Source organism: Streptomyces sp. NPDC037100, assembly GCF_055606225.1.
Window position 1 is genome coordinate 293954 of the sequence record NZ_JBVJSX010000007.1, and the last position, 26986, is coordinate 320939.

General features: G+C 70.5%; 28 protein-coding genes. 23 read left to right on the forward strand and 5 right to left on the reverse strand.

Features of this window, described 5'->3' with window-relative positions; genetic code table 11:
- Positions 1-81: 81 nt before the first annotated feature.
- Together ACZ7EG_RS24355 and ACZ7EG_RS24360 are read right to left on the reverse strand one after the other, a co-directional pair.
- Positions 82-1005, reverse strand: coding sequence for an ABC transporter ATP-binding protein (locus tag ACZ7EG_RS24355; protein WP_471082595.1), 924 nt, complete (start codon positions 1003-1005; stop codon positions 82-84).
- Between the two features lie 31 nt (positions 1006-1036).
- Positions 1037-1849 carry an AAC(3) family N-acetyltransferase gene (locus tag ACZ7EG_RS24360; RefSeq protein WP_471082598.1) on the reverse strand — a complete coding sequence of 271 codons (813 nt, stop codon included), beginning with the start codon at positions 1847-1849 and terminating at the stop codon, positions 1037-1039.
- Positions 1850-2010: 161 nt separating this feature from the next.
- On the opposite strand from ACZ7EG_RS24360, the gene ACZ7EG_RS24365 reads away from it, so the two are divergent.
- Genes ACZ7EG_RS24365 through ACZ7EG_RS24400 form a run of 8 tightly spaced genes read left to right on the forward strand, consistent with a single transcriptional unit; the run spans position 2011 to position 8566 of the window.
- Complete coding sequence (locus ACZ7EG_RS24365) at positions 2011-2733, forward strand: helix-turn-helix transcriptional regulator (RefSeq protein WP_471082600.1); 723 nt, start codon at positions 2011-2013, stop codon at positions 2731-2733.
- A complete protein-coding gene (gene sufB / locus ACZ7EG_RS24370; RefSeq protein WP_053670664.1) occupies positions 2730-4151 on the forward strand; it encodes a Fe-S cluster assembly protein SufB in 1422 nt (473 codons plus the stop codon). Before ACZ7EG_RS24365 ends, sufB begins: the two co-directional genes overlap by 4 nt.
- Before the next feature lie 55 nt (positions 4152-4206).
- Complete coding sequence (gene sufD / locus ACZ7EG_RS24375) at positions 4207-5391, forward strand: Fe-S cluster assembly protein SufD (protein ID WP_471082603.1); 1185 nt, start codon at positions 4207-4209, stop codon at positions 5389-5391.
- On the forward strand, positions 5388-5705 hold the full coding sequence (locus ACZ7EG_RS24380; RefSeq protein WP_086561395.1) for a non-heme iron oxygenase ferredoxin subunit: 318 nt from the start codon (positions 5388-5390) through the stop codon (positions 5703-5705). The genes sufD and ACZ7EG_RS24380 overlap by 4 nt, the downstream gene beginning before the upstream one ends.
- 7 nt (positions 5706-5712) lie before the next feature.
- Positions 5713-6498, forward strand: coding sequence for a Fe-S cluster assembly ATPase SufC (sufC, locus tag ACZ7EG_RS24385; protein ID WP_471082606.1), 786 nt, complete (start codon positions 5713-5715; stop codon positions 6496-6498).
- Entirely contained in the window at positions 6495-7751 is a 1257-nt protein-coding gene (locus tag ACZ7EG_RS24390; protein ID WP_471082609.1) for a cysteine desulfurase, read from the forward strand. The genes sufC and ACZ7EG_RS24390 overlap by 4 nt, the downstream gene beginning before the upstream one ends.
- Positions 7752-7766: 15 nt before the next feature.
- Positions 7767-8237: a Fe-S cluster assembly sulfur transfer protein SufU gene (gene sufU, locus ACZ7EG_RS24395; protein ID WP_033310795.1), complete on the forward strand. Its 471-nt coding sequence runs from the start codon at positions 7767-7769 to the stop codon at positions 8235-8237.
- Entirely contained in the window at positions 8234-8566 is a 333-nt protein-coding gene (locus tag ACZ7EG_RS24400; RefSeq protein ID WP_053670670.1) for a metal-sulfur cluster assembly factor, read from the forward strand. Before sufU ends, ACZ7EG_RS24400 begins: the two co-directional genes overlap by 4 nt.
- A 55-nt stretch (positions 8567-8621) precedes the next feature.
- Here ACZ7EG_RS24400 and ACZ7EG_RS24405 read toward each other — a convergent pair whose 3' ends face one another.
- Positions 8622-9455, reverse strand: a complete 834-nt coding sequence (locus ACZ7EG_RS24405) for an AbfB domain-containing protein (protein WP_471082614.1) — start codon at positions 9453-9455, stop codon at positions 8622-8624.
- Between the two features lie 202 nt (positions 9456-9657).
- Between ACZ7EG_RS24405 and ACZ7EG_RS24410 the strand changes: the two genes are divergently transcribed.
- The 7 genes from ACZ7EG_RS24410 (at position 9658) to ACZ7EG_RS24440 (ending at position 14700) form a co-directional block, all read left to right on the forward strand.
- Positions 9658-9978: a DMT family transporter gene (locus tag ACZ7EG_RS24410; protein WP_471082617.1), complete on the forward strand. Its 321-nt coding sequence runs from the start codon at positions 9658-9660 to the stop codon at positions 9976-9978.
- Positions 9978-10526, forward strand: coding sequence for a TetR/AcrR family transcriptional regulator (locus ACZ7EG_RS24415; protein WP_471082620.1), 549 nt, complete (start codon positions 9978-9980; stop codon positions 10524-10526). The genes ACZ7EG_RS24410 and ACZ7EG_RS24415 overlap by 1 nt, the downstream gene beginning before the upstream one ends.
- A gap of 334 nt (positions 10527-10860) precedes the next feature.
- Positions 10861-11850 carry a 2,3,4,5-tetrahydropyridine-2,6-dicarboxylate N-succinyltransferase gene (dapD, locus tag ACZ7EG_RS24420; RefSeq protein WP_471082623.1) on the forward strand — a complete coding sequence of 330 codons (990 nt, stop codon included), beginning with the start codon at positions 10861-10863 and terminating at the stop codon, positions 11848-11850.
- A gap of 596 nt (positions 11851-12446) precedes the next feature.
- Positions 12447-12935, forward strand: coding sequence for a nucleoside deaminase (locus ACZ7EG_RS24425; RefSeq protein ID WP_471082626.1), 489 nt, complete (start codon positions 12447-12449; stop codon positions 12933-12935).
- A 326-nt stretch (positions 12936-13261) separates the two neighbouring features.
- Positions 13262-13519, forward strand: coding sequence for a hypothetical protein (locus ACZ7EG_RS24430; protein ID WP_471082629.1), 258 nt, complete (start codon positions 13262-13264; stop codon positions 13517-13519).
- A gap of 137 nt (positions 13520-13656) precedes the next feature.
- Complete coding sequence (locus ACZ7EG_RS24435) at positions 13657-14313, forward strand: tyrosine-type recombinase/integrase (RefSeq protein WP_471082633.1); 657 nt, start codon at positions 13657-13659, stop codon at positions 14311-14313.
- A 156-nt stretch (positions 14314-14469) separates the two neighbouring features.
- Complete coding sequence (locus ACZ7EG_RS24440) at positions 14470-14700, forward strand: hypothetical protein (RefSeq protein WP_471082636.1); 231 nt, start codon at positions 14470-14472, stop codon at positions 14698-14700.
- 199 nt (positions 14701-14899) lie between these two features.
- Here the strand turns inward: ACZ7EG_RS24440 and dapA are convergent, their stop codons facing one another.
- A complete protein-coding gene (gene dapA, locus ACZ7EG_RS24445) occupies positions 14900-15817 on the reverse strand; it encodes a 4-hydroxy-tetrahydrodipicolinate synthase (protein ID WP_471082639.1) in 918 nt (305 codons plus the stop codon).
- Positions 15818-16005: 188 nt separating this feature from the next.
- Here dapA and ACZ7EG_RS24450 point away from each other — a divergent pair, with 188 nt between their 5' ends.
- The 3 genes from ACZ7EG_RS24450 to ACZ7EG_RS24460 all read left to right on the forward strand — a co-directional run bounded on the left by ACZ7EG_RS24450 (position 16006) and on the right by ACZ7EG_RS24460 (position 17976).
- Positions 16006-16425 carry a phage holin family protein gene (locus ACZ7EG_RS24450; protein ID WP_471082642.1) on the forward strand — a complete coding sequence of 140 codons (420 nt, stop codon included), beginning with the start codon at positions 16006-16008 and terminating at the stop codon, positions 16423-16425.
- Positions 16422-16787, forward strand: coding sequence for a DUF3618 domain-containing protein (locus tag ACZ7EG_RS24455; RefSeq protein WP_471082645.1), 366 nt, complete (start codon positions 16422-16424; stop codon positions 16785-16787). Before ACZ7EG_RS24450 ends, ACZ7EG_RS24455 begins: the two co-directional genes overlap by 4 nt.
- 502 nt (positions 16788-17289) lie before the next feature.
- Positions 17290-17976, forward strand: a complete 687-nt coding sequence (locus ACZ7EG_RS24460; RefSeq protein ID WP_471082648.1) for an antibiotic biosynthesis monooxygenase — start codon at positions 17290-17292, stop codon at positions 17974-17976.
- A 49-nt stretch (positions 17977-18025) separates the two neighbouring features.
- On the opposite strand, the gene ACZ7EG_RS24465 is transcribed toward ACZ7EG_RS24460, so the two are convergent.
- Positions 18026-19855: an endonuclease/exonuclease/phosphatase family protein gene (locus ACZ7EG_RS24465; protein ID WP_471082651.1), complete on the reverse strand. Its 1830-nt coding sequence runs from the start codon at positions 19853-19855 to the stop codon at positions 18026-18028.
- Between the two features lie 313 nt (positions 19856-20168).
- Here ACZ7EG_RS24465 and ACZ7EG_RS24470 point away from each other — a divergent pair, with 313 nt between their 5' ends.
- The 5 genes from ACZ7EG_RS24470 (at position 20169) to ACZ7EG_RS24490 (ending at position 26934) form a co-directional block, all read left to right on the forward strand.
- The gene (locus ACZ7EG_RS24470; protein ID WP_471082654.1) at positions 20169-21587 is read left to right on the forward strand and encodes a hypothetical protein; all 1419 of its coding nucleotides are present in this window, start codon (positions 20169-20171) and stop codon (positions 21585-21587) included.
- Between the two features lie 192 nt (positions 21588-21779).
- Positions 21780-23228 carry an alkaline phosphatase PhoX gene (locus ACZ7EG_RS24475; protein WP_471082657.1) on the forward strand — a complete coding sequence of 483 codons (1449 nt, stop codon included), beginning with the start codon at positions 21780-21782 and terminating at the stop codon, positions 23226-23228.
- A 343-nt stretch (positions 23229-23571) separates the two neighbouring features.
- Entirely contained in the window at positions 23572-25155 is a 1584-nt protein-coding gene (locus ACZ7EG_RS24480) for a TROVE domain-containing protein (RefSeq protein WP_471082661.1), read from the forward strand.
- A 91-nt stretch (positions 25156-25246) separates the two neighbouring features.
- On the forward strand, positions 25247-25888 hold the full coding sequence (locus tag ACZ7EG_RS24485) for a GntR family transcriptional regulator (protein ID WP_471082665.1): 642 nt from the start codon (positions 25247-25249) through the stop codon (positions 25886-25888).
- 29 nt (positions 25889-25917) lie between these two features.
- A complete protein-coding gene (locus ACZ7EG_RS24490; RefSeq protein WP_471082667.1) occupies positions 25918-26934 on the forward strand; it encodes a 1-aminocyclopropane-1-carboxylate deaminase in 1017 nt (338 codons plus the stop codon).
- Positions 26935-26986 lie beyond the last annotated feature (52 nt).

Sequence of the window (26986 nt, forward strand, 5' to 3'; positions counted from 1 at the left end):
GCTCCTTGCCGGTGGGCTCCAGGCTGTGCTGTCCCGGGGGGCGGCCCCCGGACCCCCGGCCGACCTCGGTGCGAGCCGGAATCATGAGCGCAACTCCTTGCCGGTCATCTCCAAGAACACGTCCTCCAGGGTGTGCCGCTCGACGGAGATCTTCTCCGGCATCACGCCGTGCTGGGCGCACCAGGAGGTGACCGTCGCGAGCAGCTGGGGGTCGACCTTGCCGACGACCCGGTAGGAGCCCGGTGTCAGCTCGGCGGCCGAGCAGTCGGCGGGCAGGGCCTTCAGCAGCGAGCCGACGTCGAGGCCCGGCCGGCCCGTGAAGCGGAGCGTGTTCTCGGCGCCGCCCCGGCACAGCTCCTCGGGGGAGCCCTGGGCGATGACCCGGCCGGAGTCGATGATCGCCACGTCGTCCGCGAGCTGCTCGGCCTCGTCCATGTGGTGGGTGGTGAGGACCACCGACACGCCGTCCGCGCGCAGGTCCCGCACGAGGTCCCAGGTGGCGCGGCGGGCCTGCGGGTCGAGTCCGGCGGTCGGCTCGTCGAGGAAGACCAGTTCCGGCCGCCCGACCACGGCCATGGCCAGCGCGAGCCGCTGCTGCTGCCCGCCGGACAGCCGGCGGTACGTCGTACGGCCGCAGGAGCCGAGGCCGAGGCGCTCGATCAACGCGTCCACGTCCAGCGGGTGCGCGTGCAGCCTGGCGACGTGGCGGAGCATCTCGTCGGCCCGGGAGCCCGAGTAGACGCCGCCGGACTGGAGCATCACGCCGATGCGGGGCCGCAGGTCCCCGGACTGTCTCACCGGGTCGAGGCCCAGGACGCGCACCGTGCCGGAATCCGGCTTCCGGTACCCCTCGCAGGTCTCGACCGTGGTCGTCTTGCCCGCTCCGTTGGGACCGAGCACGGCGGTCACGCCCGTCCGGGCCACCAGGTCGAGCCCGTCCACCGCGGTCTTCGTGCCGTACCGCTTCACCAGGGCCTGGACCTGGATCACGGGCTCACTTCGCATGGTTCCAGAGTCTAGGGAGGCGCGCCGGAGCTCAGCCCGGCGGGTGGAGGAATTCCTCGTCCCGGGGCCGGTGGACCGCCAGCCACCGTTCGGCGTAGGCCACCGCGTCCGCCACCGGGAACAGCCGCGCCTCGGCCGCGCCGACCTTTCCGCGCACGACGGGACGGTCCCGTTCGAAGTCGTAGCCCAGCTCGTCGAAACGGTCCGAGCTGATCGACACCTCGGTGACCGTCTCCCAGCCCTTGGACCCCGGCCGGCCCACGGCGACGCGCGGGGACGGTATCCGGTACTCGGCGAGGTGGAAGCTCGTGCAGGAGGCGTAGCCGGCGCCGAGCAGCAGCACCCGGGCGCCCATCGCCTCCAGCTTCGCCAGCGGGCTGCGCTCACCGAGCCGGCAGTCGGGCGCGTGTCCGTCGAGCACCTCCGCCGCGCGGGGGCCGAGCGCCGCGAACGAGGTCTGCGGATGCGCGCTGCGCAGTGCGCCGGGCCAGGTGCGCACCGTCTCCGGAACGACGCCGACCCCGCGGCAGGGTGTGATCCGCGGGTCGTAGGCGGGCATGGTGGCACGGATGGCCGCCCACCATTGCGGGGGAACGGGCGGGTTGCTCCACAGGGCCGGGTCGGACAGGTCGCCGGTCTGGGTGGGCACCACGAGCGTGCCCTCCGGGCCGAGCGCGTCGAGCAGTCCTTCCACCACCGCGACGGCGCCGCCGTTGACCCAGCCGAGGGCGCTGAGGGAGGAGTGCGCGAGGAGGGTCTCGCCGGGCCGCACGCCGAGCTCGCCGAGCTGGGTCCGAAGCGTCTCGCGGGTGACAAGAGGGCCGGTCGGAGGGGGTGTGGACATGGTTGTGGAGTGTCCCCGATACGGCTTGCGCATGCCACCGCTTTGATCGATCAGAGATCGTTTCCGCAGGTCGGATTAGGTTTACCTAAGTGACGCAGGGCACCGTCGGGTGCCGCATGCACGGCTTGCCCGGTCCGGAAGAATTACGCAACAATGGCGTTGTGAAAAACGTCGGCGAGGCACCCCACGAGGAGCTGGCGACCGGGGAGCGGTCCACCCGCAACCGCGTCGCGCGGTCCATCCTGGACCACGGCCCCTCGACCGTCGCCGAGCTCGCCGAGCGGCTGGGCCTCACCCAGGCGGCCGTGCGCCGGCACCTCGACGCCCTCACGGGTGACGGTGTCGTGGAAGCGCGTGAGCAGCGGGTGTACGGCGCGCGGACCCGCGGCCGGCCGGCCAAGGTGTTCGCCCTGACGGACTGCGGCCGGGATGCCTTCGACCAGTCGTACGACACGCTCGCCGCGGACGCCCTGCGCTGGATCGCCGACCGCGAGGGCGGCAACGAGGCGATCGCCGCCTTCGCCCGCGCCAGGATCGCCGCGCAGGCGGGCGCCTACCGCCGCGCGGTCGAGGGCGTGCCGCCCGAGAAGCGGGCCGAAGCGCTGGCCAAAGCCCTGAGCGTCGACGGGTACGCTGCCACGGCGCGCAAGGCGCCCCACCCGCAGCAGGGTGAGCAGCTCTGCCAGCACCACTGCCCGGTCGCGCACGTCGCCGAGCAGTTTCCGCAACTGTGCGAGGCGGAGACGGAATTTTTCGCCGAGCTGCTCGGTACGCACGTACAGCGGCTCGCCACCATCGCGCACGGCGACGGCGTCTGCACGACGTTCATCCCCAAGATTTCCCACAACGCATCTGCAAGCACGGCCGGGAGGAACCCCGCATGACTCTCCCCACGGAGACTGCCCACCCCGAGCTCGAGGGCCTGGGCAAGTACGAGTACGGCTGGGCCGACTCCGACACGGCCGGCGCCTCCGCCAAGCGCGGCATCAACGAGGACGTCGTCCGGGACATCTCGGACAAGAAGAGCGAGCCGGAGTGGATGACCAAGCTCCGTCTCAAGGGCCTGCGCCTGTTCGAGAAGAAGCCCATGCCGAACTGGGGCTCGGACCTGTCGGGCATCGACTTCGACAACATCAAGTACTTCGTGCGCTCCACGGAGAAGCAGGCGGAGTCCTGGGAGGACCTGCCCGAGGACATCAAGGCCACGTACGACAAGCTCGGCATCCCCGAGGCGGAGAAGCAGCGCCTCGTCGCCGGTGTCGCAGCCCAGTACGAGTCCGAGGTCGTCTACCACCAGATCCGCGAGGACCTGGAGGAGCAGGGCGTCATCTTCCTCGACACCGACACCGCGCTGAAGGAGCACCCGGAGCTCTTCAAGGAGTACTTCGGGACCGTCATCCCCGTCGGTGACAACAAGTTCGCGTCGCTGAACTCCGCCGTGTGGTCGGGCGGCTCCTTCATCTACGTGCCGCCGGGCGTCCACGTGGAGATCCCGCTCCAGGCCTACTTCCGTATCAACACGGAGAACATGGGCCAGTTCGAGCGGACCCTGATCATCGTCGACGAGGGTGCCTACGTGCACTACGTCGAGGGCTGCACCGCCCCGATCTACAAGTCGGACTCGCTGCACTCCGCGGTCGTCGAGATCATCGTCAAGAAGAACGCCCGCTGCCGCTACACGACCATCCAGAACTGGTCGAACAACGTCTACAACCTGGTCACCAAGCGCGCCGTGGCCTACGAGGGCGCGACCATGGAGTGGGTCGACGGCAACATCGGCTCCAAGGTGACGATGAAGTACCCGGCCGTCTACCTGATGGGCGAGCACGCCAAGGGCGAGACCCTGTCCATCGCCTTCGCCGGCGAGGGCCAGCACCAGGACGCGGGCGCCAAGATGGTCCACATGGCGCCGAACACGTCGTCCAACATCGTCTCGAAGTCCGTCGCGCGCGGCGGTGGCCGCACCTCCTACCGCGGTCTGATCGAGATCGGCGAGGGCGCCCCGGGCTCCAAGTCGAACGTGCTCTGCGACGCGCTGCTCGTCGACACCATCTCCCGCTCGGACACCTACCCCTACGTGGACGTCCGCGAGGACGACGTGTCCATGGGCCACGAGGCGACCGTCTCCAAGGTCTCCGAGGACCAGCTCTTCTACCTGATGAGCCGCGGCCTGAGCGAGGACGAGGCCATGGCGATGATCGTGCGCGGCTTCGTCGAGCCCATCGCCAAGGAGCTCCCCATGGAGTACGCGCTGGAGCTCAACCGGCTGATCGAGCTGCAGATGGAAGGTGCGGTCGGTTAATCCCACCGCGGTCCATCAAGCCCTTACGTAACGGAAAGCGAGCACTACGACAGCCATGGCTGAGGCCCAGAACATCCCCGTGGGTTCGACGACCGCGGGCTCGATCGCGGTCGCCGCGGAGTCGACCGTCGCCACCCGCATGAGCGCGCCCCCCTCCTTCGACGTGGCGGACTTCCCCGTCCCGCACGGCCGGGAGGAGGAATGGCGGTTCACCCCGCTGGAGCGCCTGCGCGGCCTGCACGACGGCACCGCCGTCACCACCGGCAACGGCGTGAAGGTCGACGTCCAGGCTCCCGAGGGCGTCACCGTCGAGGCCGTCGGCCGCGACGACGCGCGGCTCGGCAAGGCCGGCACCCCCGTGGACCGCGTCGCCGCCCAGGCCTACTCGGCGTTCGAGAAGGCCGGGGTCGTGACCGTCCCCAAGGAGACCGTCCTCACCGAGCCCATCCGCATCACGGTGCACGGCGAGGGCGGCACCGCCTTCGGCCACCAGGTGATCGAGCTGGGCGCCTTCGCCGAGGCCGTCGTGGTCATCGACCACACCGGTGACGCGGTCCTCGCAGCCAACGTCGACTACCTCCTGGGCGACGGCGCCAAGCTCACCGTCGTCTCCGTCCAGGACTGGGACGACAAGGCCGTCCACGTCGCCCAGCACAACGCGCTCGTCGGCCGCGACGCCTCCTTCAAGTCGGTCGTCGTCACCTTCGGCGGCGACGTCGTCCGGCTGCACCCGCGCGTGCAGTACGTCGGCCCCGGCGGCGAGGCCGAACTGTTCGGCCTGTACTTCACCGACCAGGGCCAGCACCAGGAGCACCGCCTCCTGGTCGACCACAACGTCCCGCACTGCAAGTCCAACGTCGTCTACAAGGGCGCGCTCCAGGGCGAGGACGCGCACGCGGTGTGGATCGGCGACGTGCTCATCGAGGCCAAGGCCGAGGGCACCGACACGTACGAGATGAACCGCAACCTCGTCCTCACGGACGGGGCCCGCGTGGACTCCGTGCCGAACCTCGAGATCGAGACCGGCGAGATCGTCGGCGCCGGTCACGCCTCGGCGACCGGCCGCTTCGACGACGAGCAGCTCTTCTACCTCATGGCCCGCGGCATCCCGGAGCACGAGGCCCGGCGCCTCGTGGTCCGCGGCTTCTTCGCCGAGCTGGTCCAGCAGATCGGCCTCCCCGACATCGAGGAGCGCCTGATCGCCAAGATCGAGGAGGAGCTGGAGGCGGCGGTCGCATGACCTTCGTACGCGCCTGTGGACTGGGCGAGCTGGAGGAGGACACCCCGAAACGGGTGGAGCTCGACGGCACGCCCCTGTCCATCGTGCAGACCGAGGGCGAGGTGTTCGCGATCCACGACATCTGCTCGCACGCGAACGTCTCCCTGTCGGAGGGCGAGGTCGACGACTGCCACATCGAGTGCTGGCTGCACGGCTCGCGCTTCGACCTCCGTTCCGGCAAGCCCGACGCCCTTCCGGCGACGCGCCCCGTCCCCGTATACCCCGTAAAGATCGAAGGGGACGACGTGCTCGTCTCCCTCACCCAGGAGTCCTGAGGCACCCATGGCAACGCTTGAAATCCGAGACCTGCACGTCACCGTCGAGGCCGACAACGCCACGAAGGAGATCCTCAAGGGCGTCGACCTCACCGTGAAGCAGGGCGAGACGCACGCCATCATGGGCCCCAACGGCTCCGGCAAGTCGACCCTCGCCTACTCCCTCGCGGGGCACCCGAAGTACACGATCACCGGCGGCACCGTCACCCTCGACGGCGAGGACGTCCTGGAGATGTCCGTCGACGAGCGCGCCCGCGCCGGCCTGTTCCTCGCGATGCAGTACCCGGTCGAGGTGCCGGGTGTGTCCGTGTCGAACTTCCTGCGCACCTCCGCCACCGCCGTCCGTGGCGAGGCCCCCAAGCTGCGCACCTGGGTGAAGGAGGTCAAGGAGGCCATGGAGCGCCTCAACATGGACCCCGCCTTCGCCGAGCGCAACGTCAACGAGGGCTTCTCCGGCGGTGAGAAGAAGCGCCACGAGATCCTCCAGCTGGAGCTGCTCAAGCCCAAGATGGCGATCCTCGACGAGACCGACTCCGGTCTGGACGTCGACGCCCTGCGCGTCGTGTCCGAGGGCGTGAACCGCGTCCGCGAGACGGGCGAGGTCGGCACCCTGCTGATCACCCACTACACGCGCATCCTGCGCTACATCAAGCCCGACTTCGTCCACGTGTTCTCCGCAGGCCGGATCGTCGAGTCCGGCGGCGCCGAGCTCGCCGACAAGCTGGAGAACGAGGGCTACGAGGTTTATGCGAAGCTCGACGGAGTCGACACGAAGGGTGGCGTATCCGCGTGACACTGCTGCCGGGCCTCCTCGACACCGAGGCGATCCGCAAGGACTTCCCCATCCTGGACCGCCAGGTCCACGAAGGCCGGAAGCTCGTGTACCTGGACAACGCGGCGACGAGCCAGAAGCCGCGCCAGGTGCTGGACGCCCTGAGCGAGTACTACGAGCGCTACAACGCCAACGTCCACCGCGGTGTGCATGTGCTCGCCGAGGAGGCCACGGCGCTGTACGAGGGTGCGCGCGACAAGGTCGCGGAGTTCATCAACGCGCCCTCGCGCGACGAGGTGATCTTCACCAAGAACGCCTCGGAGTCGCTCAACCTCGTGGCGAACATGCTGGGCTGGGCCGACGAGCCCTACCGCGTGGACTCCGACACCGAGATCGTCATCACGGAGATGGAGCACCACTCCAACATCGTGCCGTGGCAGCTGCTCGCGCAGCGCACGGGCGCGAAGCTGAAGTGGTTCGGCCTCACCGACGACGGCCGCCTCGACCTGTCGAACATCGACGAGGTCATCACGGAGAAGACGAAGATCGTCTCCTTCGTGCTGGTCTCCAACATCCTCGGCACCCAGAACCCGGTCGAGGCGATCGTGCGCCGCGCCCAGGAGGTCGGTGCGCTGGTGTGCATCGACGCCTCCCAGGCCGCGCCGCACATGCCGCTGGACGTCCAGGCCCTCCAGGCCGACTTCGTGGCCTTCACCGGCCACAAGATGTGCGGCCCGACCGGCATCGGCGTCCTGTGGGGCCGCCAGGAGCTGCTGGAGGACCTGCCCCCGTTCCTCGGCGGCGGCGAGATGATCGAGACGGTGTCCATGCACTCCTCGACCTACGCCCCGGCGCCCCACAAGTTCGAGGCGGGCACGCCCCCGATCGCCCAGGCGGTCGGTCTCGGCGCGGCGATCGACTACCTCGACTCGATCGGCATGGACAAGATCCTCGCCCACGAGCACGCGCTCACCGAGTACGCGGTCAAGCGGCTGCTGGAGGTCCCCGACCTGCGCATCATCGGCCCCACCACGGCCGAGGAGCGCGGCGCGGCGATCTCCTTCACGCTCGGCGACATCCACCCGCACGACGTGGGCCAGGTCCTCGACGAGCAGGGCATCGCCGTCCGGGTCGGACACCACTGCGCCCGGCCGGTCTGCCTGCGGTACGGAATTCCTGCGACCACGCGAGCGTCGTTCTATCTGTACTCCACGCCGGCCGAGATCGACGCACTGGTCGACGGCCTGGAGCACGTACGGAACTTCTTCGGCTGAGGGGCGTGCTAGACGGTGAAACTGGACTCCATGTACCAGGAAGTCATCCTGGACCACTACAAGAACCCGCACGGGCGGGGCTTGCGGGATGGCGACGCCGAGGTGCACCACGTCAACCCGACGTGCGGTGACGAGATCACGCTGCGCGTGAAGTACGACGGCACCACGATCGAGGACGTCTCGTACGAAGGCCAGGGCTGTTCGATCAGCCAGGCGAGCGCGTCCGTGCTGAACGACCTCCTCGTCGGCAAGGACCTCTCCGACGCGCGGAAGATCCAGGAGACCTTCCTGGAGCTGATGCAGTCCAAGGGGAAGCTCGAACCCGACGACGCGATGGAGGACATCCTGGAGGACGCGGTCGCGTTCGCCGGGGTGTCCAAGTACCCGGCCCGGGTGAAGTGCGCCCTGCTGAGCTGGATGGCCTGGAAGGACGCTACGGCCCAGGTGCTGGGCGGAGCCGACGCCGAGAAGGAGACGACGGCATGAGCGAGACCGTTGAGATGAAGCCGGCCTCGGAGGAAGAGGTCCGTGAGGCGCTGTACGACGTCGTCGACCCCGAACTGGGCATCGACGTCGTCAACCTCGGCCTGATCTACGGCATCCACATCGACGAAGCGAACATCGCGACGCTCGACATGACCCTGACCTCGGCGGCCTGCCCGCTGACGGACGTCATCGAGGACCAGGCGAAGTCCGCCACGGACGGCCTCGTGAGCGAGCTGCGCATCAACTGGGTCTGGATGCCCCCGTGGGGCCCCGACAAGATCACGGACGACGGGCGCGAGCAGCTTCGGGCTCTCGGCTTCAACGTCTGAGGTCCCCAGCGCGACGGAGGGCGGCACCCTGTTCGGGTGCCGCCCTCACGCGTACTCAGTCCAGTCCGGACACGATCTGGAACGACGCGTCCGACTGGTACTGGTGACTGTGCTCGTAGGGGTCCAGGCGGAGCTGGAAGTTGCGGTGGCGCAGGAAGCGGCCCGGATAGTTGACCGACTCCAGCGTGAGCGTTCCCGAGCGGGACGACGCGCGGGGGCAGAACGTGGCGTCCTGGCGGAAGAGGGACGAGCCGTCGTCGCTGTTCGCGACCAGGACGAAGCTGCGGTGGCGCAGGTAGCGGCCGTCCGCGGTGGTGAAGGAGTAGCAGGAGGAGTCGGAGAGGCCGGCGACGCGCTGGAAGGTGGCGTTCTCGCGCTGCCCGGAGCCGTAGCCGATCCGGTCCAGCCGTACATAGCCGTCGCTGACCCGCCAGTAGCGGTCGGGGAAGTTGACCGAGCGTATGGATATGCCGGTGGAGGCCGGGGGCTTCGGGTGCTTCGAAGGGGTGGGGGACGCCTTCGGCGGCTTCGGGGCCTTCTTCTCGGGCTTCGGGCTCGGGGTGGCCGTGGGAGCGCTGGTGGTGGCGGTGGGGGACGGATGGCGGCGGTCCGCGCCGGGCTTGGGGGTGCCGGCCCCGGAGGGGGTCGCGAAGGAGATCAGGCCGCCCGGGGCCGAACTGCTGAGGGTGGTCGGCTCCGCCGCCCGGGATTCGGCCTCCTCGGCCTCACTGTTCATCACGGTGATGGCCGTGACGCACGCGGTGATCGTCGCGAGGGCCAGCGTACCCGCCAGCCAGAGTCGTCGCGTCCCCGGTGCCCGGGTTGTGTCCGGGGCCCAGCCGCTCTCCCAGGGGCGGTCCTGAGGCGGCCGGGACTTCTCTTCTGACATGCGCTGTTCCTCCGACGGGGCGACCTTGACGGCGGCGCAGTTGTGGTGGCCCTGTGTGTGATCGGTGACACCGTAGTGGACGTCTGAGTCTCCTGTGGCTCGTTTGGTGGGAGCGGTTTCTCTCCGTTGCGAGAGCGGTTTCCCCCCGTGATCCAAACTCCGTTGTGTACGGGTGTACAGATAGCTGTGTACGCTTGTACATATGGGATATCTGCTGCTGGCCGGGGCCATAGCCGCCGAAGTCGCCGCGACCACCGCCATGAAGTACACCGACGGCTTCAGCAGGCTCGGGCCGTCGCTGCTCACGGTCCTCGGATACGTCGTCTCCTTCGCGCTGCTCGCGCAGACCCTCAAGACCGTCTCGGTGGGCACGGCCTACGCGATCTGGGCCGGGGTCGGCACCGCCGCCATCGCCACGATCGGGTTCGCGTTCCTGGGAGAGGGGATGACGGTCGCCAAGGCCGCCGGGATCGCGCTGATCATCGCCGGGGTCGTGGTGCTGAACCTGGGCGGGGCCCACTGATGGCCCGGCGCCACGACCCCGAGCGGCGGCAGCGGATCATCGACGCGGCGATCCGGGTCGTCGGGGCGAAGGGGATCGCCGGGCTGAGCCACCGCAGTGCAGCGGCCGAGGCCGATGTGCCGCTCGGTTCGACGACGTACCACTTCAAGACCCTCGACGAGCTGCTGGTCGCCGCGTTGCGGCAGGCCAACGAGGGCTTCGCCAAGGTGATCGCCGCGCGCGGCGGCTTGGAGGACCCCCGCGCCGATCTGGCCGCCGAACTCGCCGCCTGGATGGGGGAGTGGCTCGCGGGCGACCGTACCGGGGTGGAGCTGGAGTACGAGCTGTACCTGGCCGCCCTGCGCAAGCCCGCCCTGCGGCCCGTCGCCGCCGAGTGGGCCGCGGGCGTCGCCGAGCTGCTGTCCCGGCGTACCGATCCGGTGACCGCCCGGGCACTGGTGGCGGTCGTCGACGGCATCTGCCTCCAGGTCCTGCTGACGGGGGTGCCCTACGACGAGGAATACGCCCGGGAGGTGCTGGCGCGGGTGCTGGCGGGGGCCCGGGGGTGAGGCCGGGGGGTGGGACGCGGGGAGGGCGCTCACGGAGAAGCCGCGCCGTGGACGGGGTCGGCCGTGCGCGGGCGTCGGCCTCGGCGGTGTCGTGTGCGGGCTGCCGTGGTCGGGGGTGTGGGCGTGGGGTCGGCTCCGGAGGGTGTGGTGTGCGGGCTGCCGTGTCGGGGTGTGCGTGCGTGAGGCCCGGTCCGGGCGGGTGGCGCGGGCGGGCCCCCGTGGTCGGGGTGTCCCTGCTGCTGAGAGGGCCCTTCGAGGGGTGGATACCGCCCGTCCCGTGAGACGCCCTCGCACCGGTTCGCATCGATCGGCGTCCGCCGGTTAGGTTGCCCTCATGACCGACACGACTGCTCCTCGCACCACCGGCGCCGTGGCCGCCGGCCTCGCCACGGTCGCCGCCGACGGCACCGTTCTCGACACCTGGTTCCCCGCGCCCGAGCTGGCCGACCAGCCCGGCCCGTCCGGCACCGAGCGGCTGTCCGCCGAACGCGCCGCGGAGCTGCTCGGCGGTGGCGCGACCGCGGCGATCGGCCCGGACGCCCGCCGGGGCGTCGAGGTGGTCGCGGTCCGCACGGTCATCGCCTCGCTCGACGAGAAGCCGATCGACGCGCACGACGCCTACCTGCGCCTGCACCTGCTCTCCCACCGTCTGGTCAAGCCGCACGGCCAGAGCCTGGACGGCATCTTCGGTTTCCTCGCCAACGTCGCCTGGACCTCGCTCGGCCCGGTCGCCGTCGACGACCTCGAGAAGGTCCGGCTGAACGCGCGCGCCGAGGGCCTGCACCTCCAGGTGACCTCCGTCGACAAGTTCCCGCGCATGACGGACTACGTGGCCCCCAAGGGCGTCCGGATCGCCGACGCCGACCGGGTCCGCCTCGGCGCGCACCTCGCCGAGGGCACCACCGTCATGCACGAGGGCTTCGTCAACTTCAACGCCGGCACGCTCGGCACGTCGATGGTCGAGGGCCGCATCTCCGCCGGCGTCGTGATCGGCGACGGCTCGGACATCGGCGGCGGTGCCTCCACCATGGGCACCCTCTCGGGCGGCGGCAACGTCATCATCTCCGTCGGCGAGCGCTGCCTGATCGGCGCCGAGGCGGGCGTGGGCATCGCCCTCGGCGACGAGTGCGTCGTCGAGGCCGGCCTCTACGTCACCGCCGGCACCCGCGTCACCATGCCCGACGGCCAGATCGTCAAGGCCCGCGAGCTGTCCGGCGCCTCCAACATCCTCTTCCGCCGCAACTCGGTCACCGGCACGGTCGAGGCCCGGCCGAACAACGCGGTGTGGGGCGGTCTGAACGAGATCCTGCACAGCCACAACTGATCATCGGCGGCCGTGACCTGCGGCCGCCTAAACGATCAGCTTCCTGACCTGCTGCTGAGCTGTCGGCAGTTGTTGACGGTGGTCGTTGTTGAGCGCCCTTCCACGGCCCCAGGACGGCCCGGGAAGGGCGCTCAAGTGTTGGGGCGACACCCGCCCTGTAAGGGCGGACGTGATCGGCGGCGGACATCCCCAGGCCACTCCGGCTGCAACGGCAACCACGGTCAAAGGTGCATCTCGACTGCGGCGAGCCGTCGTTGACCGTGGTTGACCGCACGATGTGGCACGCGCGGTCAGACACCTTGTTTGGAAGATCGCGTGTGAGGGTGGCGGCTGAGCCGGCGAGACGTTGACCAGGATCTGCCCGAGGGGCTCGCTGCCCTTCCCTGTAATTCCCGATGGTCCCCGCCCCGTGGGGCACGCTGGGGGCACGTACGGCCTTCTGCGGGCCCACCAGCCCACTAGCGGCTTTTCGGGGTCAGTCCGAGCCTAGTTCGCTCCCTGGGCGCCGGTGATGCCCCCGCCGGTGCACCTTCCCGGTCGCCAAAGTCGGACGTATGCTGCGCCCGAAGATCGTGATGTGAGGAGGACCATACTCTATGGTGACGGACGCCGAACTGCCTTACCTGCGCCGCTGCGTGGAGCTGGCAGCCGAGGCACTGGCGAAAGGGGACGAGCCGTTCGGTTCGGTGCTGGTGGGTGCGGACGGCGCGGTGCTCGCTGAGGGCCACAACGAGGTGGCCTCCGGAGACCACACCCGGCACCCCGAGTTCGAGCTGGCCCGCTGGTCCGCCGCCCACCTGACGCCCGAGCAGCGGACGGCCGCGACCGTCTACACCTCCGGCGAGCATTGCCCGATGTGCGCGGCCGCGCACGCCTGGGTTGGTCTCGGCCGCATCGTGTACGTGGCCTCTTCCGAGCAGCTCGCAACATGGCTTGGCGAGTTGGGGGTTCCGGCACCTCCAGTGCGCCCCCTGCCAGTCAACACGGTCGCTCCCGGGGTAGTCGTGGAGGGGCCGGTCCGGGAACTGGTGACGGAGGTCCGCGACCTGCACCGTAGATTCCACGGCCCGAGGCAGCGCGACTAGTGTCCTGCGCCGGAAGTTCCTAGGCAGTTCCGGCTGAGCCGCGGACGGTCAACGCGCCTGGTCGGCGGCGGGAAATCCGACCACCGATACGAGACAGATCTACCGACGGATTTCAGGCGCGGAGCACTAGCTCTTGACCGCTGAGATGCAACGTGGGTCGTGCGTCATGAGGTCGGCGGAACGACTTTGGCCGGGAGCTGCTTCGGGGCGAGTGATCATGGCCCCGTAAGCTTCCGGCGCGTCGGGCAGTCCGTGGACCTGCCCGTTGAAGCACGACGTTGGGGCCATGATCTTAGAGGCTCGCCCCAAAGTGGCTGAACCCCGCCATGTGCCCCGACTGCGAGGACTTCGCCCGCACGGTCCTACTCCTGGGCCAGCTCGCCCTCTACGCCGACACCACCGGCGCTGACCTCGACTTCGCTCACCATCGACCCGGTGACCGTGAGAGCGTCGAGATTCGTCTCAGGGTCCACGCCCTTCCCTACCTCGGCGATCGGCCCATGGCGTCCTTCCGGCCCTCGCACCTGCGCGCCTGGATGCGCCAGCTGGAGGAGACGGGCCGCGCGGCGTCCAACCGCGGGTGATCTTCGCCAACGTGTCGGCCGTCTTCACGGCTGCCGTAGAAGACCGGATCATCGCGGAGAACCCGTGCCGTGCCCGATCGGTGCGGGCACCCTCCCTCGACGGCCGGAAGGTCAAGCCGTGGTCCCTCGATCGCGTCATGACCAGGCACGAGGCGCTGCCGGACGCCTACCAAGAGATGGTCTCCCTGGGTGCAGGCTGCGGGCTCCGACAGGGCGAGATCTTCGGCCTCGCCGTTGAGGACCTCGACTTCCTCAGCGGCACGGTTCATGTGGTTCGCCAGGTCAAGCTCATACGTGGCGTGCAAGCGATCTTCGGGCCGCCGAAGGGCGGCAAGGGACGTTACGTCCCGCTGCCCGAGACAGTCTCCTTCGCGCTGGCGGCCCACATCACGAAGCACGAGCCGGTAGAGGTCACCCTGCCGTGGAAGAGCCCGGACGGCCCGCCCGTCACGGCCTCGCTGCTGTTCGTCAACACCCGGCGGCAATGGCTCCACCGGTTCCGCTTCAACCGGTCCGTATGGCGTCCGGCTCTCACTTCGGCCGGCATACCTCTCGGACGCGAGAACGGCATGCATGCCCTCCGCCACTTCTACGCCTCCGTGCTCCTGGACGCGGGGGAGAGCATCAAGGCCCTGAGCGAGTACCCGGGTCACCACGACCCGAGCTTCACGCTCCGCACGTACACGCACCTGATGCCGAACAGCGAGGCGCGCACCCGGGCCGCCGTGGATCGCGTCTTCCGAGACCAGGAGCGCACCGATGACGGCCCCGAAACGGCCCCTGAGGCGGGCTGATCGTCTGACCTGCTCATGATTCAGAACAGCCACAACTGACGGTCCCGGCACGATCCCGTACGGATGACCCTGCGTGACCTCGCGGTGGTTTCGGCAGATGAACGGGTGGACGCAGTGTCCGATCAGACGCCGAACCGACGAAACGAGGAGCGGGGCATGAGGAATGAGCGGGGGCGGGCCGTGGTGCGCGGACTGGCCGGAGTGGTCGCGACGCTGGCGGTGTGCTGGCTGCCCGCGGGGGCCGCGCACGCCGACGAGACCAACACCGGCTCGCACAACGGCCACCGGGTCGGTCTGATCAACGTCAACGCCGGTCAGATCGACGACCCGGCGGAGGACGTGCTGGAGCACACGCTGCTGTTCGGCGACGGGTACGCCTGGAACTGATCACGCGGAGCAGACGGGACGGCCCGTACCGCAGATGACACTGCGGTACGGGCCGTCCCGTTTTCGTTCCCGGCAGGTGGCACAGCGGGACGCGCCCGCACACGTCACAGGGAGTACGGAGGCCACCCCGTCCAGTGACTTCCGGTCACCCAAGGACAACACCAAGGGGCGGTGGGAGCCGGTGTTCGCGGAGCGGTGATCACGTGCTGACCAGGTCGTCGTGGAGCGAGAGCAGTTCGTCGGCCGTCCTGCGGTCGGCCGGCTGAAGGGGGCCGCGGACCGGGCCTGCCGGGAGGCCCAGGGCGTTCAGGAGTGCCTTCGCCGTGACGGTGCCCGGCAGGCCCGCCGACATGATCGCCTCGATGAGGGGGGTGGCCTGCTGCTGGAGGCGGGCCGCCCGGGCCGTGTCGCCCGCGTCGAACGTGTCCAGGACCGCCCGCAGGTGGTTCGGGATCACGTTCGCGACCGTGCTGACGTAACCGGTGCCGCCCACGGCGTACAGCGCGAGGTTGTGTTCGTCGCAGCCCGCGTAGTACGCCAGCTCTGTGCGGGCCAGTACCTTCTGGGCACCCAGGAAGTCGTGGGAGCAGTCCTTGACGGCGACGATCCTCGGGTGTTCGGCGAGGCGGAGGATCGTTTCCGGTTCGATGCGGGTGCCGGTGCGGACGGGGATGTCGTAGACGATGAGCGGGAGTGCGCAGGCGTCCGCGACCTCCCTGAAATGGGCCTCGATCGCGTGCTGCGGGGGTCTGCTGTAGTACGGCGACACCACCAGCAGACCGTCCGCGCCCGCCTTCTCGGCCTCCCGTGCCAGCTCGGTGGTGTGCCGGGTGTCGGGGGTGCCGATGCCTGCGATGACCTTCGCGCGGTCGCCGACCGCCTCGCGGACGGCGGCGACGAGGGCCGACTTCTCGGCGTCCGTGGTGGTGGGGGACTCGCCCGTCGTGCCGGAGAGGACCAGGCCGTCGCAGCCGTTCGCCACCAGGTGGCCGGCGAGGTGCTGGGCGCCGTCGAGGTCCAGGGCCCCGGACGGTGTGAAGGGGGTGATCATGGCGCAGAGGGTGCGGCCGAGGGGCGGTGCGGGAGGCACCGTGGCAGCGGGAGGCGGTGTGGTCATGGGGGTAGTCTCGGCAGGGGCTTCCTGTAGCTCCACTTAATTTTGCTACCAGGTATCGCTAAGCAATCCTTCATGTTCGAAGGGGTCGAGTGGGTGGCGAGGGCGCCGAGCGCCGACGGGCCCGGTCGACGGGGTAGCAGCGGGGCCGTCCGGGTACCCGGGTGTTCCTGACGTCGAGAGGAGGCACCGTGACCGGGACCTTGGATCATCGGGCCGTGCACGACGAGCGCCGCTCCGTGGGTGAACTCGTCGGGCAGGCCACGGAGCAGCTCTCCACGCTCATGCGGCAGGAAGTGGCTCTCGCCAAGGAGGAGCTCGCCGAGAAGGGGCGGCGTGCGGGGCGCGGCGGTGGGTTGCTCGGGGCGGCGGGCGCCGTCGCGTACGCCGGGCTGCTCGTGCTGTCCGGTGCGGGTGTCGCCGCGCTCTCGCTGGTGCTGCCGGTGTGGGCCGCGGCGCTGATCGTGACCGGGGTGTTGTTCGTGATCGCGGCCGTGCTGGCGGCCACCGGGCGGGCGCAGCTGCGCAAGGCCACGCCGCCCACGCCCGAGCAGGCGCTCGGCAGTGTCAGGGCGGACGTGGAGGAGATCAAGGAGAGGGCGCATCGATGACGGACGCGACGGGTGGGGCGAAGGGCCCCGATGAGCTGCGGCGGCAGATCGAGCGGACCCGTACGGAACTCGGCAACACGGTGGAGGAGTTGGCCGGGAAGGCGGATGTGAAGGGGCGTGCGCGGGCGCGGGCGGCCGATCTGCGGGACAAGGCCGGGGCCGTGACGGTGCAGCTGCGGAGCAGTGCGGCGCAGGCGGGGCACACCGTGCACGACAAGGCGACGCATACGGGGCCCCGTCCCGTGCGGACCGTCGTCCAGGCTGGGATGCGGCATCCCGGGCCGGTGCTGGCCGCCGGGGCGGCGGGGGCCGTGGTGGCCGTCGGGGTGCTGCGCTGGAGGCATGCGCACGGGCCTCGCTGACCGTTGTGGTTCTGCCTCGCCGGGGCGCGGGTGCATGCCTGCCTCGCCTGGGCGCGGTGCGTGCCTGCCTCGCCGGGGTCCGGGTGCGTGCCTGCCTCGTCGGCTGGTGCCGGTGCGTGCCTTCGTCCGGCGCGGGGTGGGGTTGCGCGTCCGCTTCGCATGACGCCGGGTGGGGGTCGGGACCACGCCGGGAGGTGCCCGTCCTCGGAACGGTGCGATGGGGTTGCGTACCGACTGACTGTCCGTTGACGCGCCAACCGCTGCGGGCGGTCCCCCCGGACACGGCCCCTTACGTGACCCGGCGGCTGCGGGAGCATCGTGGCTCACCTGGCTGCGGGCATGCGTGCCGCTGGGGTGGCACAGCGGTACCCCGTGCCGCCGGGTGGCGGATCCCCCCGGCTCCGGCACGTACGCCGAGTCGCACCGCACCCACTTGACCTCAAGCTTGGTCGAGGTTGAACAGTGGGGTGTGTTCGCGACCGGCGCTACGACTGGAGTGTTCATGAGCCGTCGAACCGAGCAGCACCCCGACCCCACCGACCCTCGAATCGGTGCTCCCTTCTTCAGTACCTGGCGGGTCGGCACCCCCGAGCGGCAGCGGCAGACCGTGGAGGTGATCGGGCGGACCTGGGAGCGGCGGCCCTGGCCGACCAGGGACCTGCTGGGCTACCACGTGTACGCGGGGCAGGACGGGTCCACGCTGATGCACTACTCGCAGTGGACCGGCGAGCAGGCCTACGAGTCCTTCGTCAAGGCTCACCGGCAGGAGCGCGTCGACGAGATCGACACCGCCGTGCCGGGGATCGAGCGGGTCGGGCTCGGGCGGTACCGGCGGTACCGGAGCCGGGAACGCGCTGTGGGAGACGCGAGGGTGCCGGGTCTGGTCGTCACCGTGCGGGTCGACTTCGAGGCCGGGGCGGAACAGCGGCGGCAGGAGTGGGTCGATCTCGTGCTGAAGGCCCTGGACGACGATCCCGCGGGACATGCCGGGCTGGTCTCCGCGCACTTCCACGTGAGTACGGATGGCGGGCACGTTCTCAACTACGCCGAGTGGGAGAGTGCCGAAGCCTATGACCGGGCGCTGGCCGCCCCGTCGAACGCGGAGTGGGAGCGCGTGCGGACGTACCCGGGGGTGAAGGGGAGAGCCGGGAGTCGGTACGAGCACGTTCTGGGGCTGGTGCCGCGTTGAGCGTGGCCGGGGCCGGCCGGGTCCGCCACCCGGCCGGCCCCGAGCGGTGTCACGGGCGGAACCGCAGGACCTGCGGGTCGTGGTCGCTGAACTGGTCGTCGAACTCCGCGTTGATGTGCACGCTGTCGTACTCGAAGTCGCAGTCGCGGCGGATCGACGGGCTGACCAGGATCTGGTCGAGGACCTGGCTGTTGCCCTGGTAGACGTACGAGTAACGCTCGCTGCGGGGGAGCGACTTGATCGCGGACCAGAGTTCGCCGCGGCCCTCCAGGAGCTTCGCGGTCTGCGAGAACTCGAAGTCGTTGATGTCGCCCAGCGTGACGACGTCCGCGTTCTTCTGGGTGTCGAGGATGTCCTTGACGAAGGCGTTCACCAGCGTGGCCTGCCGGTGGCGCTGCGTCTCGGAGCTGCGGGCCGGCGGCTGGTACTGGGCCGTCAGACCCTGGTCGCCCCCCTTGGAGTTGAAATGGTTGGCGATCACGAAGACCGTGCGGCCGCGGAAGACGAACTCGCCGGCCAGCGGCTTGCGGCTGCTCTTCCAGGCCTCGTCGGCGGGGGCGATACGGCCGGGGCTGACCGTCAGGTGCGCCTTGCCGTGGATCTTCGTCACGTCGGTGGCCGTCGTGGCGTCGCCGCCCGTGCGGTCCGTGAAGGAGACACGCTCGGGGTTGAACAGGAACGCCTGGCGGATGTTGCCGCCCGGCTCGCCGCCGTCGGCACCGTCGGCCGGGTCGATCGAGCGCCAGTCGTACTTCGGGCCGCCCGCCGCGACGATCGCGTCGATCAGCTTGGTCATCGTCACGTCGGCGGCGACCGTGCCGTCGTTCTTCGCGCCGTTGTTGTCCTGGATCTCCTCCAGGGACACGATGTCGGGCGACTTCAGGTTGTTCACGATCGCGGCGGCGTGGGCGGCGAAGGTGTCGTCGGCCGGGTCGAGGTTCTCGACGTTGTACGTGGCGACCGCGAGCTCGGAAGAGCGCTGCCTGCGGGTCGTCTCGCGCTCCAGGCCCGCGCTCTTCAGCGTGCCCAGCTCGCTCGCGACCAGCGTGTAGCCGCCGAACTGGTTGTAGTCCAGGGGGCCCGCGGTGGTGCCGGTCAGGGTGTCGCCCACGTCGGCCTTCGGGAAGTCGGCCGTCGCACCGAGGGACTGGATCTGGAGGCGGCCGGTGTTCTGGTCGTCGTAAGCGCCGTAGACCGTACCGCCGCGGCGGTTGCGGTTCTCGTGCGGCTTCACCGTCACCCAGAGCTCGGTGTACGGGTCGGTGGCACCGACGACGCGGGTGTCGCCGACCCGGACGGACATGCCCTCCAGCGCCTCGTAGTAGTCCAGGGCGTACTTCGCCGGCTGGAGGGGGAGCGCGTTGACCGAGCCGTTCGCGGCGGTGTCGCCGGCGGGCGCGTAGGCGGCGGGGACCGAGCGCGAGGTGATCGCCGTGGCGCCGGGCAGCGCGTTGCCGCTGGAGACGACCGTGGTCGTCGGCTTGGTGATCTCCGTCACCGACTGGTTGCCGGAGGTCGCTCCGCCGGGGACGTACTCCGTGACCGTGCCGCTGACCGTCACGGAGTCACCGACGGCGACCCCCTTCGGGACGGAGCTGGTGAAGACGAAGACGCCCTCGCTGGTCGCCGGGTCGGCGTCCGGCGTCGGGTCCTGGATCCAGAAGCCGCGGGACGAGCCGTAGGTCCGGATGCCGGTGACGATTCCGGCCACGTCCGTGACCTGCTTCCCGGCGTACGGGGAGGTCCGGGTGCTGCCCTGGATGTCGTGAATGCGGACCGACTCCGCGTGCGCGGGGCTGGTGAGGACGATCGTGGATGCCGCGGAACACGCGGCGGCGACGGTGAGCGCGGCGAGACGCGCGGACGACTTGCTCGGCAACGGGATTCCCTCCGGGGACGTGACAGGGCGCCGGGACGAGGGCGGGGACAAGTGGAATGGCTGACTGCCGCTACCTGTGGGGCGGATGCGGTGACGCGCGTAGACCGCGGTGGACGGATGGACCTGGTGGGGCCGGCCCGGTGAACAAGTGTCCGCCGACTTCTACGCGCGTCAATCTCCAGCCTGGCCACGGCACTTGTCAAGGTTTCGGCCATGTACGGCGGCTGACGGGGAGATGAAGTGGGCGGCATGGGTGGAAATCCGTCTAGGCTGAGCGGTTGAGTCACCTGAGGCGCGCTAGGAGAAACAGCCGATGTCAGACCGCTCCCCCCTGCCGCCGGTGCGGCTGCACCCCGAAGCGGAGCTGGCGCGCGACGCGCTGTCCACGCCGTTGCTGTCCCGGGCCGCCCGGCTCGCCCGCTGGGCCGGGCCGGACACCCGCGTCGACGCCGGGGGAGGGCTCGTCGACGAGCAGCTTCCGGCGGCCGCGGAGGCGCTCGGGCTGAGCGGGGAGGACGCCGCCGCCGATGCCAGCGAGGCGTGGCGGGTCGCCGTCGACGCCGGGCTCGTCGAGGTCGTCGACGAGGAACAGGGCACCGTGACGGCCGGTGCGGACCTGGCCCTGCTCACCGGCGGCTCGCCGCAGGACGTGCTCGGCGTGTGGCTCGCCGCGATGGAGACCGTGCTCGCCGACGCGAGCGTGCCCGACCTGGACGGGCTCGTGGACGAGGACGGCGAGGTCGACCTCTCCGCCCTCGACTGGGACCCCGAGGGCGAGGCCGAGTTCCTCGACGGAGTGCTCGGCAACCTCTACTTGCTGACCGCCGGCGAGGACGCGCCCGACGGCGCGCCGGTGCCGCTGCCGGCGCTGGCCGCGTCGGTGATCGTGCCCAGCGACATGGGCGAGCCCACCAACGAAGTCCTGGAGCAGGTGTCCGACGCGATGATGCGACTGGACGACCAGTTCCGGATGCTGGAGCCGGTGGGATTCGTCGCCTACCAGCCCGTCGACGAGGCGCTCATGGGCGACGCCGACGAGGAGCCCGCGGCGCCGGTCGACGACACCGACGTCTCCCGGTACGGCATGGTCCGGCTCACCCCGCTCGGGCTGTACGGCATGCGTGCCCGGCTGCTGGAGGCCGGTTTCGACGCGCCGGCCGTCGGGGACCTCGCCGACAAGGGGGCCGACGCGCTGCTCGACGGCACGGCCGAGTTCCCGCCCGGTGCCGCGCAGGCCGAGACCGAGCAGTGGCTTCAGCGGCGGGAATCGCTCGCCGCGGCACGGGAGTTGCTGGCGGCTGCCCGGGGCTCCGACACCGGGGCGCCGTTGCGGCGGTTGCGGTGTCAGCAGGCCCTCTCGCTCGTCGGCGCCTCGGCCGAGCCCGCCTTGCGGGAGGTGCTCGACGATGCCGAACTGGGCGGGCTCGCACGAGTGTGGCTGACCGAGCACGGTGCGGCGGATGTGCCCGCGCCGTCCGAGGCGATGGTGTACTGGCTGACCATCGACACGCTGGCTGCGCAGTTGGCCGCGGAGGGGAACTCCGAGGAGTTGCGGGCGCTGGTGGAAGGGCTCGCGCAGCAGCACGGTGGGTTCTTCGAGGCCGTGTGGCGGGTTGATCACCCGGCGACCGCTGATGTCCTGGAGGCGATGGGGCGGTTGCACCCCGACAAGAAGGTGGCGAAGGAAGCGCGGAAGGCTGCGTTCAAGGCGCGGTCGCAGCAGGGGGGCTGAGCGGCCGCGCTCAAGGCGCGTCGCAGGCGGTGGGCCGAGAGTCGAAGCGCGGGCGCGGCGCCGTCGTGGCTTTTCGCGCCGTTCCCCGCGCCCCTGGGATGGTGTTCAACTGGTGTTCACGGATGAGCGGGACGGTTTCGCCGAACGAGGTCCGCCACCCTCCACGGCATATCCACCGTCACAGGAGACACCATGTCGCTCACCCGTAGGGACTTCGCCAGGAACTCCGCGATCACCGGTGCCGGTGTCGCGCTGGCGGGCAGTGTCGGCGCCCTCGCCACCGCGCCGAACGCCCTCGCGTCCGACGACACCGCCGACGCGGGGGGCGAGGCGGCGGACGCCCGGCGCGGAGTCGGCTACGGGCCGCTCGTCCCGGACCCCGAGGGCCTCCTGGCCCTGCCCGCCGGCTTCACGTACAAGATCATCACGTACAGCGGCAAGACCCGGCTGGAATCCGGCGAGTTCACGCCCTCCAACCACGACGGCACCGCCACCTTCGACGGCCCCCGCGGCACCACCCTGCTCGTCAACAACCACGAGCTGAAGGGCCCGCGCGCCAACTGGGAGCACCCCGTGCCGCTCACCGAGGGCCTCGTCTACGACCCGGCCGCGGCCGGCGGCTGCACGGTCGTCGAGGTACGCCCCGACGGACAGGTCGCCGAGTGGGTGGGCATCGCCGGCACGTCCACCAACTGTGCCGGTGGTTCAACCCCCTGGGGTACCTGGCTCACCTGCGAGGAGAACTCCGACAAGGCCGGCGTCAACGGCATGACCAAGGACCACGGCTACGTCTTCGAGGTCGACCCCTGCGACCGGCGCGCCAACCGCGCCCCCAAGCCGCTGAAGTTCTTCGGCCGCTACGACCACGAGGCCGTCGTCATCGACCCCAAGCGCGGCCACGCCTACCTCACCGAGGACGCCGCGGGACCCAACGGCCTCTTCTTCCGCTGGACCCCGCCCAAGGGCTTCGAGTACGGCCCCGGGAAGTTCCGGGGGCTCGCCGACGACGCCGGTGTCCTCCAGGCGCCCAAATGCTTCGACTCCGGCGGCACGTTCGTCGACGACCTGTCCCGCGCCACCAGGACCGGAACGGTCTACGGGGTCGACTGGGTCGACGTCCCCGACCGCGACGCCCGCACCACCCCCGTGCGCAAGCAGTTCACGGACGGCCAGGTCACCCGCGCCCGCAAGCTGGAGGGCATGTGGTGGGGCGACGGCGGCGCCTACATCGTCTCCTCCTACGCCCGTGAGGAGAGCCCCGTCCAGCACGACGGCCAGGTCTGGTTCTACGACCCCAAGCGCCGGACCCTGACCCTCAAGGTCCTGCTCGGCGTGAACCCCGACCCCTCCGAGGTCGGCGCCTTCGACGGCCCCGACAACATCACCGTCTCCCCCTACGGCGGCCTCGTCATCGCCGAGGACGGGGAAGGCGTGCAGCACCTGTTCGGCGCCACCGACAGCGGACGCACCTACCCGATCGCCCGCAACGAGCTGAACATCGGCACCGCGCAGGAGCCGGAGTACAGCGAGTTCACCGGGGTCACCTTCTCGCCCGACGGGCGGACCCTCTACGCCAGCATCCAGACGCCGGGCATCATGCTCGCCATCACCGGCCCGTGGAAGCGCCAGAAGCGTTCATAAATTCGGTCGCGACGGTCGAGTTGCGCCTCCTACAGTGAGATCACAACGTCACGCACCTCCCGGTGCGATGGCAGCGGCTACTTCTCTTCCAAAGAATCCGACGCCGCCGCCGACTTGATCTCGGGAGGCGCAGCATGTGGTGGGTGCCCGGTGCGAAGGCAACGGTTACTTCCTGGATCGGACGGTTGCGGGTTCGAGTCCCGTCAGCGACTTCGGGTCGTTGTAGCTCAATTGGGTAGAGCATCTGAATTAGTCCGTCGCCGACTTCTGTCCTCGGGCATCCACCTCTTTTCCCGCATGCAGCGTCTCCCCCGAAATGCGAATGAATTCGGGGGAATTCACCATGGCACGATTCAATTCCAAGGCAGCCCGCGCGCGTCCCGTCTCGCGCGTGACATCCACGGGGCGTGTGCTGCGGACGTTCGAGGGCGGCCGGGGTCATGAGCGGGACGCCCGCTCCGAGCTCTTCCTGCTCGCCGTCTCCCACTTCGTCTCCCAGCAGACCTTCTACGAGACCGGCGCCGACCGCGACGACCGGTTCCAGCGGCTCGTGCGTGACCTCGCCGTCACCGACCCGGCATGGACGGCCGGCCTGCTCGGCTGGCTGCGCGGCGCGGGCAACCTGCGCACCGCCTCGGTAGTCGGCGCCGCCGAGTACGTCAAGGCCCGCCTGGACGCGGGCGCCACCGACGGCCCGGCCAACCGGCAGGTCGTCGCCTCCGTCCTCCAGCGGCCCGACGAGCCCGGGGAACTGCTCGCGTACTGGACCGCGATGTACGGCCGCAACGTGCCGAAGCCGGTCAAGCGCGGCATCGCCGACGCCGTGCGCCGGCTCTACCACGGCAAGGCGCTGCTGAAGTACGACACCGCCTCCAAGGGCTACCGTTTCGGCGACATCCTCAACCTCGTGCACGCGGCCCCGGACCCGGACAAGCCGTGGCAGGGCGAGCTGTTCCGCTACGCCCTGGACCGCCGGCACCACCCGGACACCGCCGTGCCGCCCGCGTCGGACCACGTCCTCACCGCGCACCGCGAGCTGATGGCGCTGCCCCTCGGGGAACGGCGAGCGGTCGTGACCGCCGAGGGCGGTGCCGAGCGGCTGGCCGGGGCCGGGATGACCTGGGAGGCGCTGGCGGGCTGGCTGCAGGGGCCGATGGACAAGGCGGCCTGGGAGGCCGTGATCCCGTCCATGGGCACGATGGCGCTCGTGCGGAACCTGCGGAACTTCGACGAGGCCGGTGTCTCGGACGAGGTGGCCGAGTGGGTCGCCGCGCGGATCAGTGACCCGGTGGAGGTCGCGCGCTCGCGGCAGTTCCCCTTCCGGTACCTCGCCGCGTACCAGCACGCGCCGTCACTGCGCTGGTCGTACGCACTGGAGCGGGCACTCGGCCACTCGCTGGCCAACGTGCCGGCGCTGCCCGGCCGGACGCTGGTGCTGGTCGACCGCTCGGGCTCGATGTTCTGGTCGCGGCTGTCCGACCGCTCGGAGCTCACCCGCGCCGACGCGGCGGCGGTCTTCGGTACGGCGCTGGCCCTGCGGGCCGAGAGCGCGGACCTGGTCGAGTTCGGCTCGACGAGCGACCGTGTGAGCTTCCGTCGGGGCGAGTCGGTGCTGAAGGTCCTCGACCGCTTCGGCGACCTGGGCGGCACCGACACCACGGAGGCGGTGCGCCGGCACTACAAGATGCACGACCGGGTGCTGATCGTCACCGACGAGCAGTACACCCACCACCACCGGGGCGACCCGACCGAGCAGGTCCCGGCCGACGTACCGGTCTACACCTGGAACCTCGCCGGATACCGGGCGGGCCACGGACCGTCGGGCACCGGGAACAGGCACACCTTCGGAGGCCTCTCGGACGCGGCCTTCCGGATGGTTCCGCTGATCGAGGCCTCCCGGGACGCCGACTGGCCCTGGGCGGCCTGAGGGGCCGTGGCCCGCACCGCGTGGGGAGTGCGGGCCACGGCCCTGTGCCCACCCTTGTGGGGCCAGGGGCTGACATCTAACATTTCAATTCATGGAAGCCATCCGGCCCGTGCCCCGGACCCTGCTCAGGGACCGGGCGTACGCGGCGATCCGGGACGCCATCGTGACCGGGGAGATCGAGCCCGGCGCGGTGGTGCGGGACGCCGACCTCGCGGAGCGGCTCGGGCTGTCCCGGGCGCCGGTGCGGGAGGCGTTCTCCCGGCTGGTGGACGACGGGCTGCTGGAGAGCAAGCCGCAGAGCTACACCCGGGTTACCCCGCTGGTGACCGCCGACGTGCGGGACGCCGCCGCCGTGGTCGGCGCCCTGCACGAGCTGGTGACCCGGGTGGCCGTGCCCCGGCTGGGTGCCGCGGACATCACGGCGATGCGTACCGCCAACCAGCGGTTCGCCGCCGCCGTGGGCTCCGGGGACGTGGACGGGGCCCTGCGGGCCGACGACGAACTGCACGACGTCCTCGTCCGGGTGAGCGGCAACCGCGCCGCCGCCGCGACCGTCGCCCGCTACACGCCGCTCATCCGCCGCCTGGAGCGGCGGCGCTTCGGCGAGGGCGGCAGCTGCCGCTCCGCCGGGCTGCACGAGCGGTTGATCGAGGCCTGCGCGGCCGGTGACACGGCCGCGGCGGTCCTCGTCACGGCGGAGATCTGGCGGGGGCTCGAAGAGCTCGCCGACTGAGACCGACCCCCACCCAGGGAGGACGACCCATGTCCCTTTCCGCGTACGAGCGTTACCCCCTGCTCTTCGGGCCCTCGCCCGTCCACCCCCTGGAGCGGCTCACCGCGCACCTCGGCGGCGCGTCCCTCTGGGCCAAGCGTGAGGACTGCAACTCCGGTGTCGCGTACGGCGGCAACAAGACCCGCAAACTGGAGTACCTGGTCGCCGACGCCCTCGCCCAGGGCTGCGACACCCTCGTGTCGATCGGGGGTGTGCAGTCCAACCACACCCGCCAGGTCGCGGCCGTCGCCGCCAGGGCCGGACTCAAGTGCGTGCTGGTCCAGGAGAGTTGGGTGGACTGGCCCGACGCGGTGTACGACAAGGTCGGCAACATCCTGATCAGCCGGCTCGCCGGGGCCGACGTGCGGCTGGTGAGGGCCGGGTTCGGCATCGGCTTCAAGGAGAGCTGGGAGCAGGCGCTCAGGGACGTCGAGGAGGCCGGCGGGAAGCCGTACGCCATCCCGGCCGGCGCCTCCGACCACCCGCTGGGCGGGCTCGGCTTCGCCGGGTGGGCGTACGAGGTCGCCGAGCAGGAGCGGCAGCTCGGCGTCTTCTTCGACACCGTCGTGGTGTGCTCGGTGACCGGGTCGACCCAGGCCGGCATGGTCGCCGGCTTCGCCGCACTGGAGGAGGCGGGCGGGCGGCCCCGGCGCGTGCTCGGTATCGACGCCTCGGCGGAACCGGCCGCCACCCGCACCCAGATCGCGCGGATCGCGCACGGCACCGGGCAGCTGATCGGCGTGCGGCGGGAGTTGACCGAGGCGGACGTCGAACTCGACGAGCGGTACCACGCGGGCGTCTACGGCATCCCCGACGAACCCACCCTGGCGGCGATGCGGCTCGCGGCCCGCACGGAGGGGATGGTCACCGACCCTGTCTACGAGGGCAAGTCCATGGCCGGGATGATCGACCTCGTGTCGAGCGGTGAGATCGGCCGCGACGCCACGGTGCTCTACGCCCACCTGGGCGGGCAGCCGGCGCTGAACGCGTACAGCGCACTGTTCTGACCGCCTCTCCGGCCTCCCGCGGGGAATCGTCCGGCACGCCGTCTGGTCTGCG

Bases quoted from the DNA above. Each gene is read 5' to 3' on its own strand.
- ACZ7EG_RS24360 (WP_471082598.1), bottom strand. From the start codon at position 1,849: ATGTCCACACCCCCTCCGACCGGCCCTCTTGTCACCCGCGAGACGCTT.
- ACZ7EG_RS24440 (WP_471082636.1), top strand. From the start codon at position 14,470: ATGAGGAATGAGCGGGGGCGGGCCGTGGTGCGCGGACTGGCCGGAGTG.
- ACZ7EG_RS24415 (WP_471082620.1), top strand. From the start codon at position 9,978: ATGGCCCGGCGCCACGACCCCGAGCGGCGGCAGCGGATCATCGACGCG.
- ACZ7EG_RS24475 (WP_471082657.1), top strand. From the start codon at position 21,780: ATGTCGCTCACCCGTAGGGACTTCGCCAGGAACTCCGCGATCACCGGT.
- ACZ7EG_RS24490 (WP_471082667.1), top strand. From the start codon at position 25,918: ATGTCCCTTTCCGCGTACGAGCGTTACCCCCTGCTCTTCGGGCCCTCG.
- ACZ7EG_RS24480 (WP_471082661.1), top strand. From the start codon at position 23,572: ATGGCACGATTCAATTCCAAGGCAGCCCGCGCGCGTCCCGTCTCGCGC.
- dapD (WP_471082623.1), top strand. From the start codon at position 10,861: ATGACCGACACGACTGCTCCTCGCACCACCGGCGCCGTGGCCGCCGGC.
- ACZ7EG_RS24430 (WP_471082629.1), top strand. From the start codon at position 13,262: ATGTGCCCCGACTGCGAGGACTTCGCCCGCACGGTCCTACTCCTGGGC.
- ACZ7EG_RS24405 (WP_471082614.1), bottom strand. From the start codon at position 9,455: ATGTCAGAAGAGAAGTCCCGGCCGCCTCAGGACCGCCCCTGGGAGAGC.
- ACZ7EG_RS24410 (WP_471082617.1), top strand. From the start codon at position 9,658: ATGGGATATCTGCTGCTGGCCGGGGCCATAGCCGCCGAAGTCGCCGCG.
- ACZ7EG_RS24470 (WP_471082654.1), top strand. From the start codon at position 20,169: ATGTCAGACCGCTCCCCCCTGCCGCCGGTGCGGCTGCACCCCGAAGCG.
- sufD (WP_471082603.1), top strand. From the start codon at position 4,207: ATGGCTGAGGCCCAGAACATCCCCGTGGGTTCGACGACCGCGGGCTCG.
- ACZ7EG_RS24380 (WP_086561395.1), top strand. From the start codon at position 5,388: ATGACCTTCGTACGCGCCTGTGGACTGGGCGAGCTGGAGGAGGACACC.
- ACZ7EG_RS24460 (WP_471082648.1), top strand. From the start codon at position 17,290: ATGAGCCGTCGAACCGAGCAGCACCCCGACCCCACCGACCCTCGAATC.
- ACZ7EG_RS24425 (WP_471082626.1), top strand. From the start codon at position 12,447: ATGGTGACGGACGCCGAACTGCCTTACCTGCGCCGCTGCGTGGAGCTG.
- sufC (WP_471082606.1), top strand. From the start codon at position 5,713: ATGGCAACGCTTGAAATCCGAGACCTGCACGTCACCGTCGAGGCCGAC.
- sufB (WP_053670664.1), top strand. From the start codon at position 2,730: ATGACTCTCCCCACGGAGACTGCCCACCCCGAGCTCGAGGGCCTGGGC.
- ACZ7EG_RS24485 (WP_471082665.1), top strand. From the start codon at position 25,247: ATGGAAGCCATCCGGCCCGTGCCCCGGACCCTGCTCAGGGACCGGGCG.
- ACZ7EG_RS24355 (WP_471082595.1), bottom strand. From the start codon at position 1,005: ATGCGAAGTGAGCCCGTGATCCAGGTCCAGGCCCTGGTGAAGCGGTAC.
- ACZ7EG_RS24400 (WP_053670670.1), top strand. From the start codon at position 8,234: ATGAGCGAGACCGTTGAGATGAAGCCGGCCTCGGAGGAAGAGGTCCGT.
- dapA (WP_471082639.1), bottom strand. From the start codon at position 15,817: ATGACCACACCGCCTCCCGCTGCCACGGTGCCTCCCGCACCGCCCCTC.
- ACZ7EG_RS24435 (WP_471082633.1), top strand. From the start codon at position 13,657: ATGACCAGGCACGAGGCGCTGCCGGACGCCTACCAAGAGATGGTCTCC.
- ACZ7EG_RS24455 (WP_471082645.1), top strand. From the start codon at position 16,422: ATGACGGACGCGACGGGTGGGGCGAAGGGCCCCGATGAGCTGCGGCGG.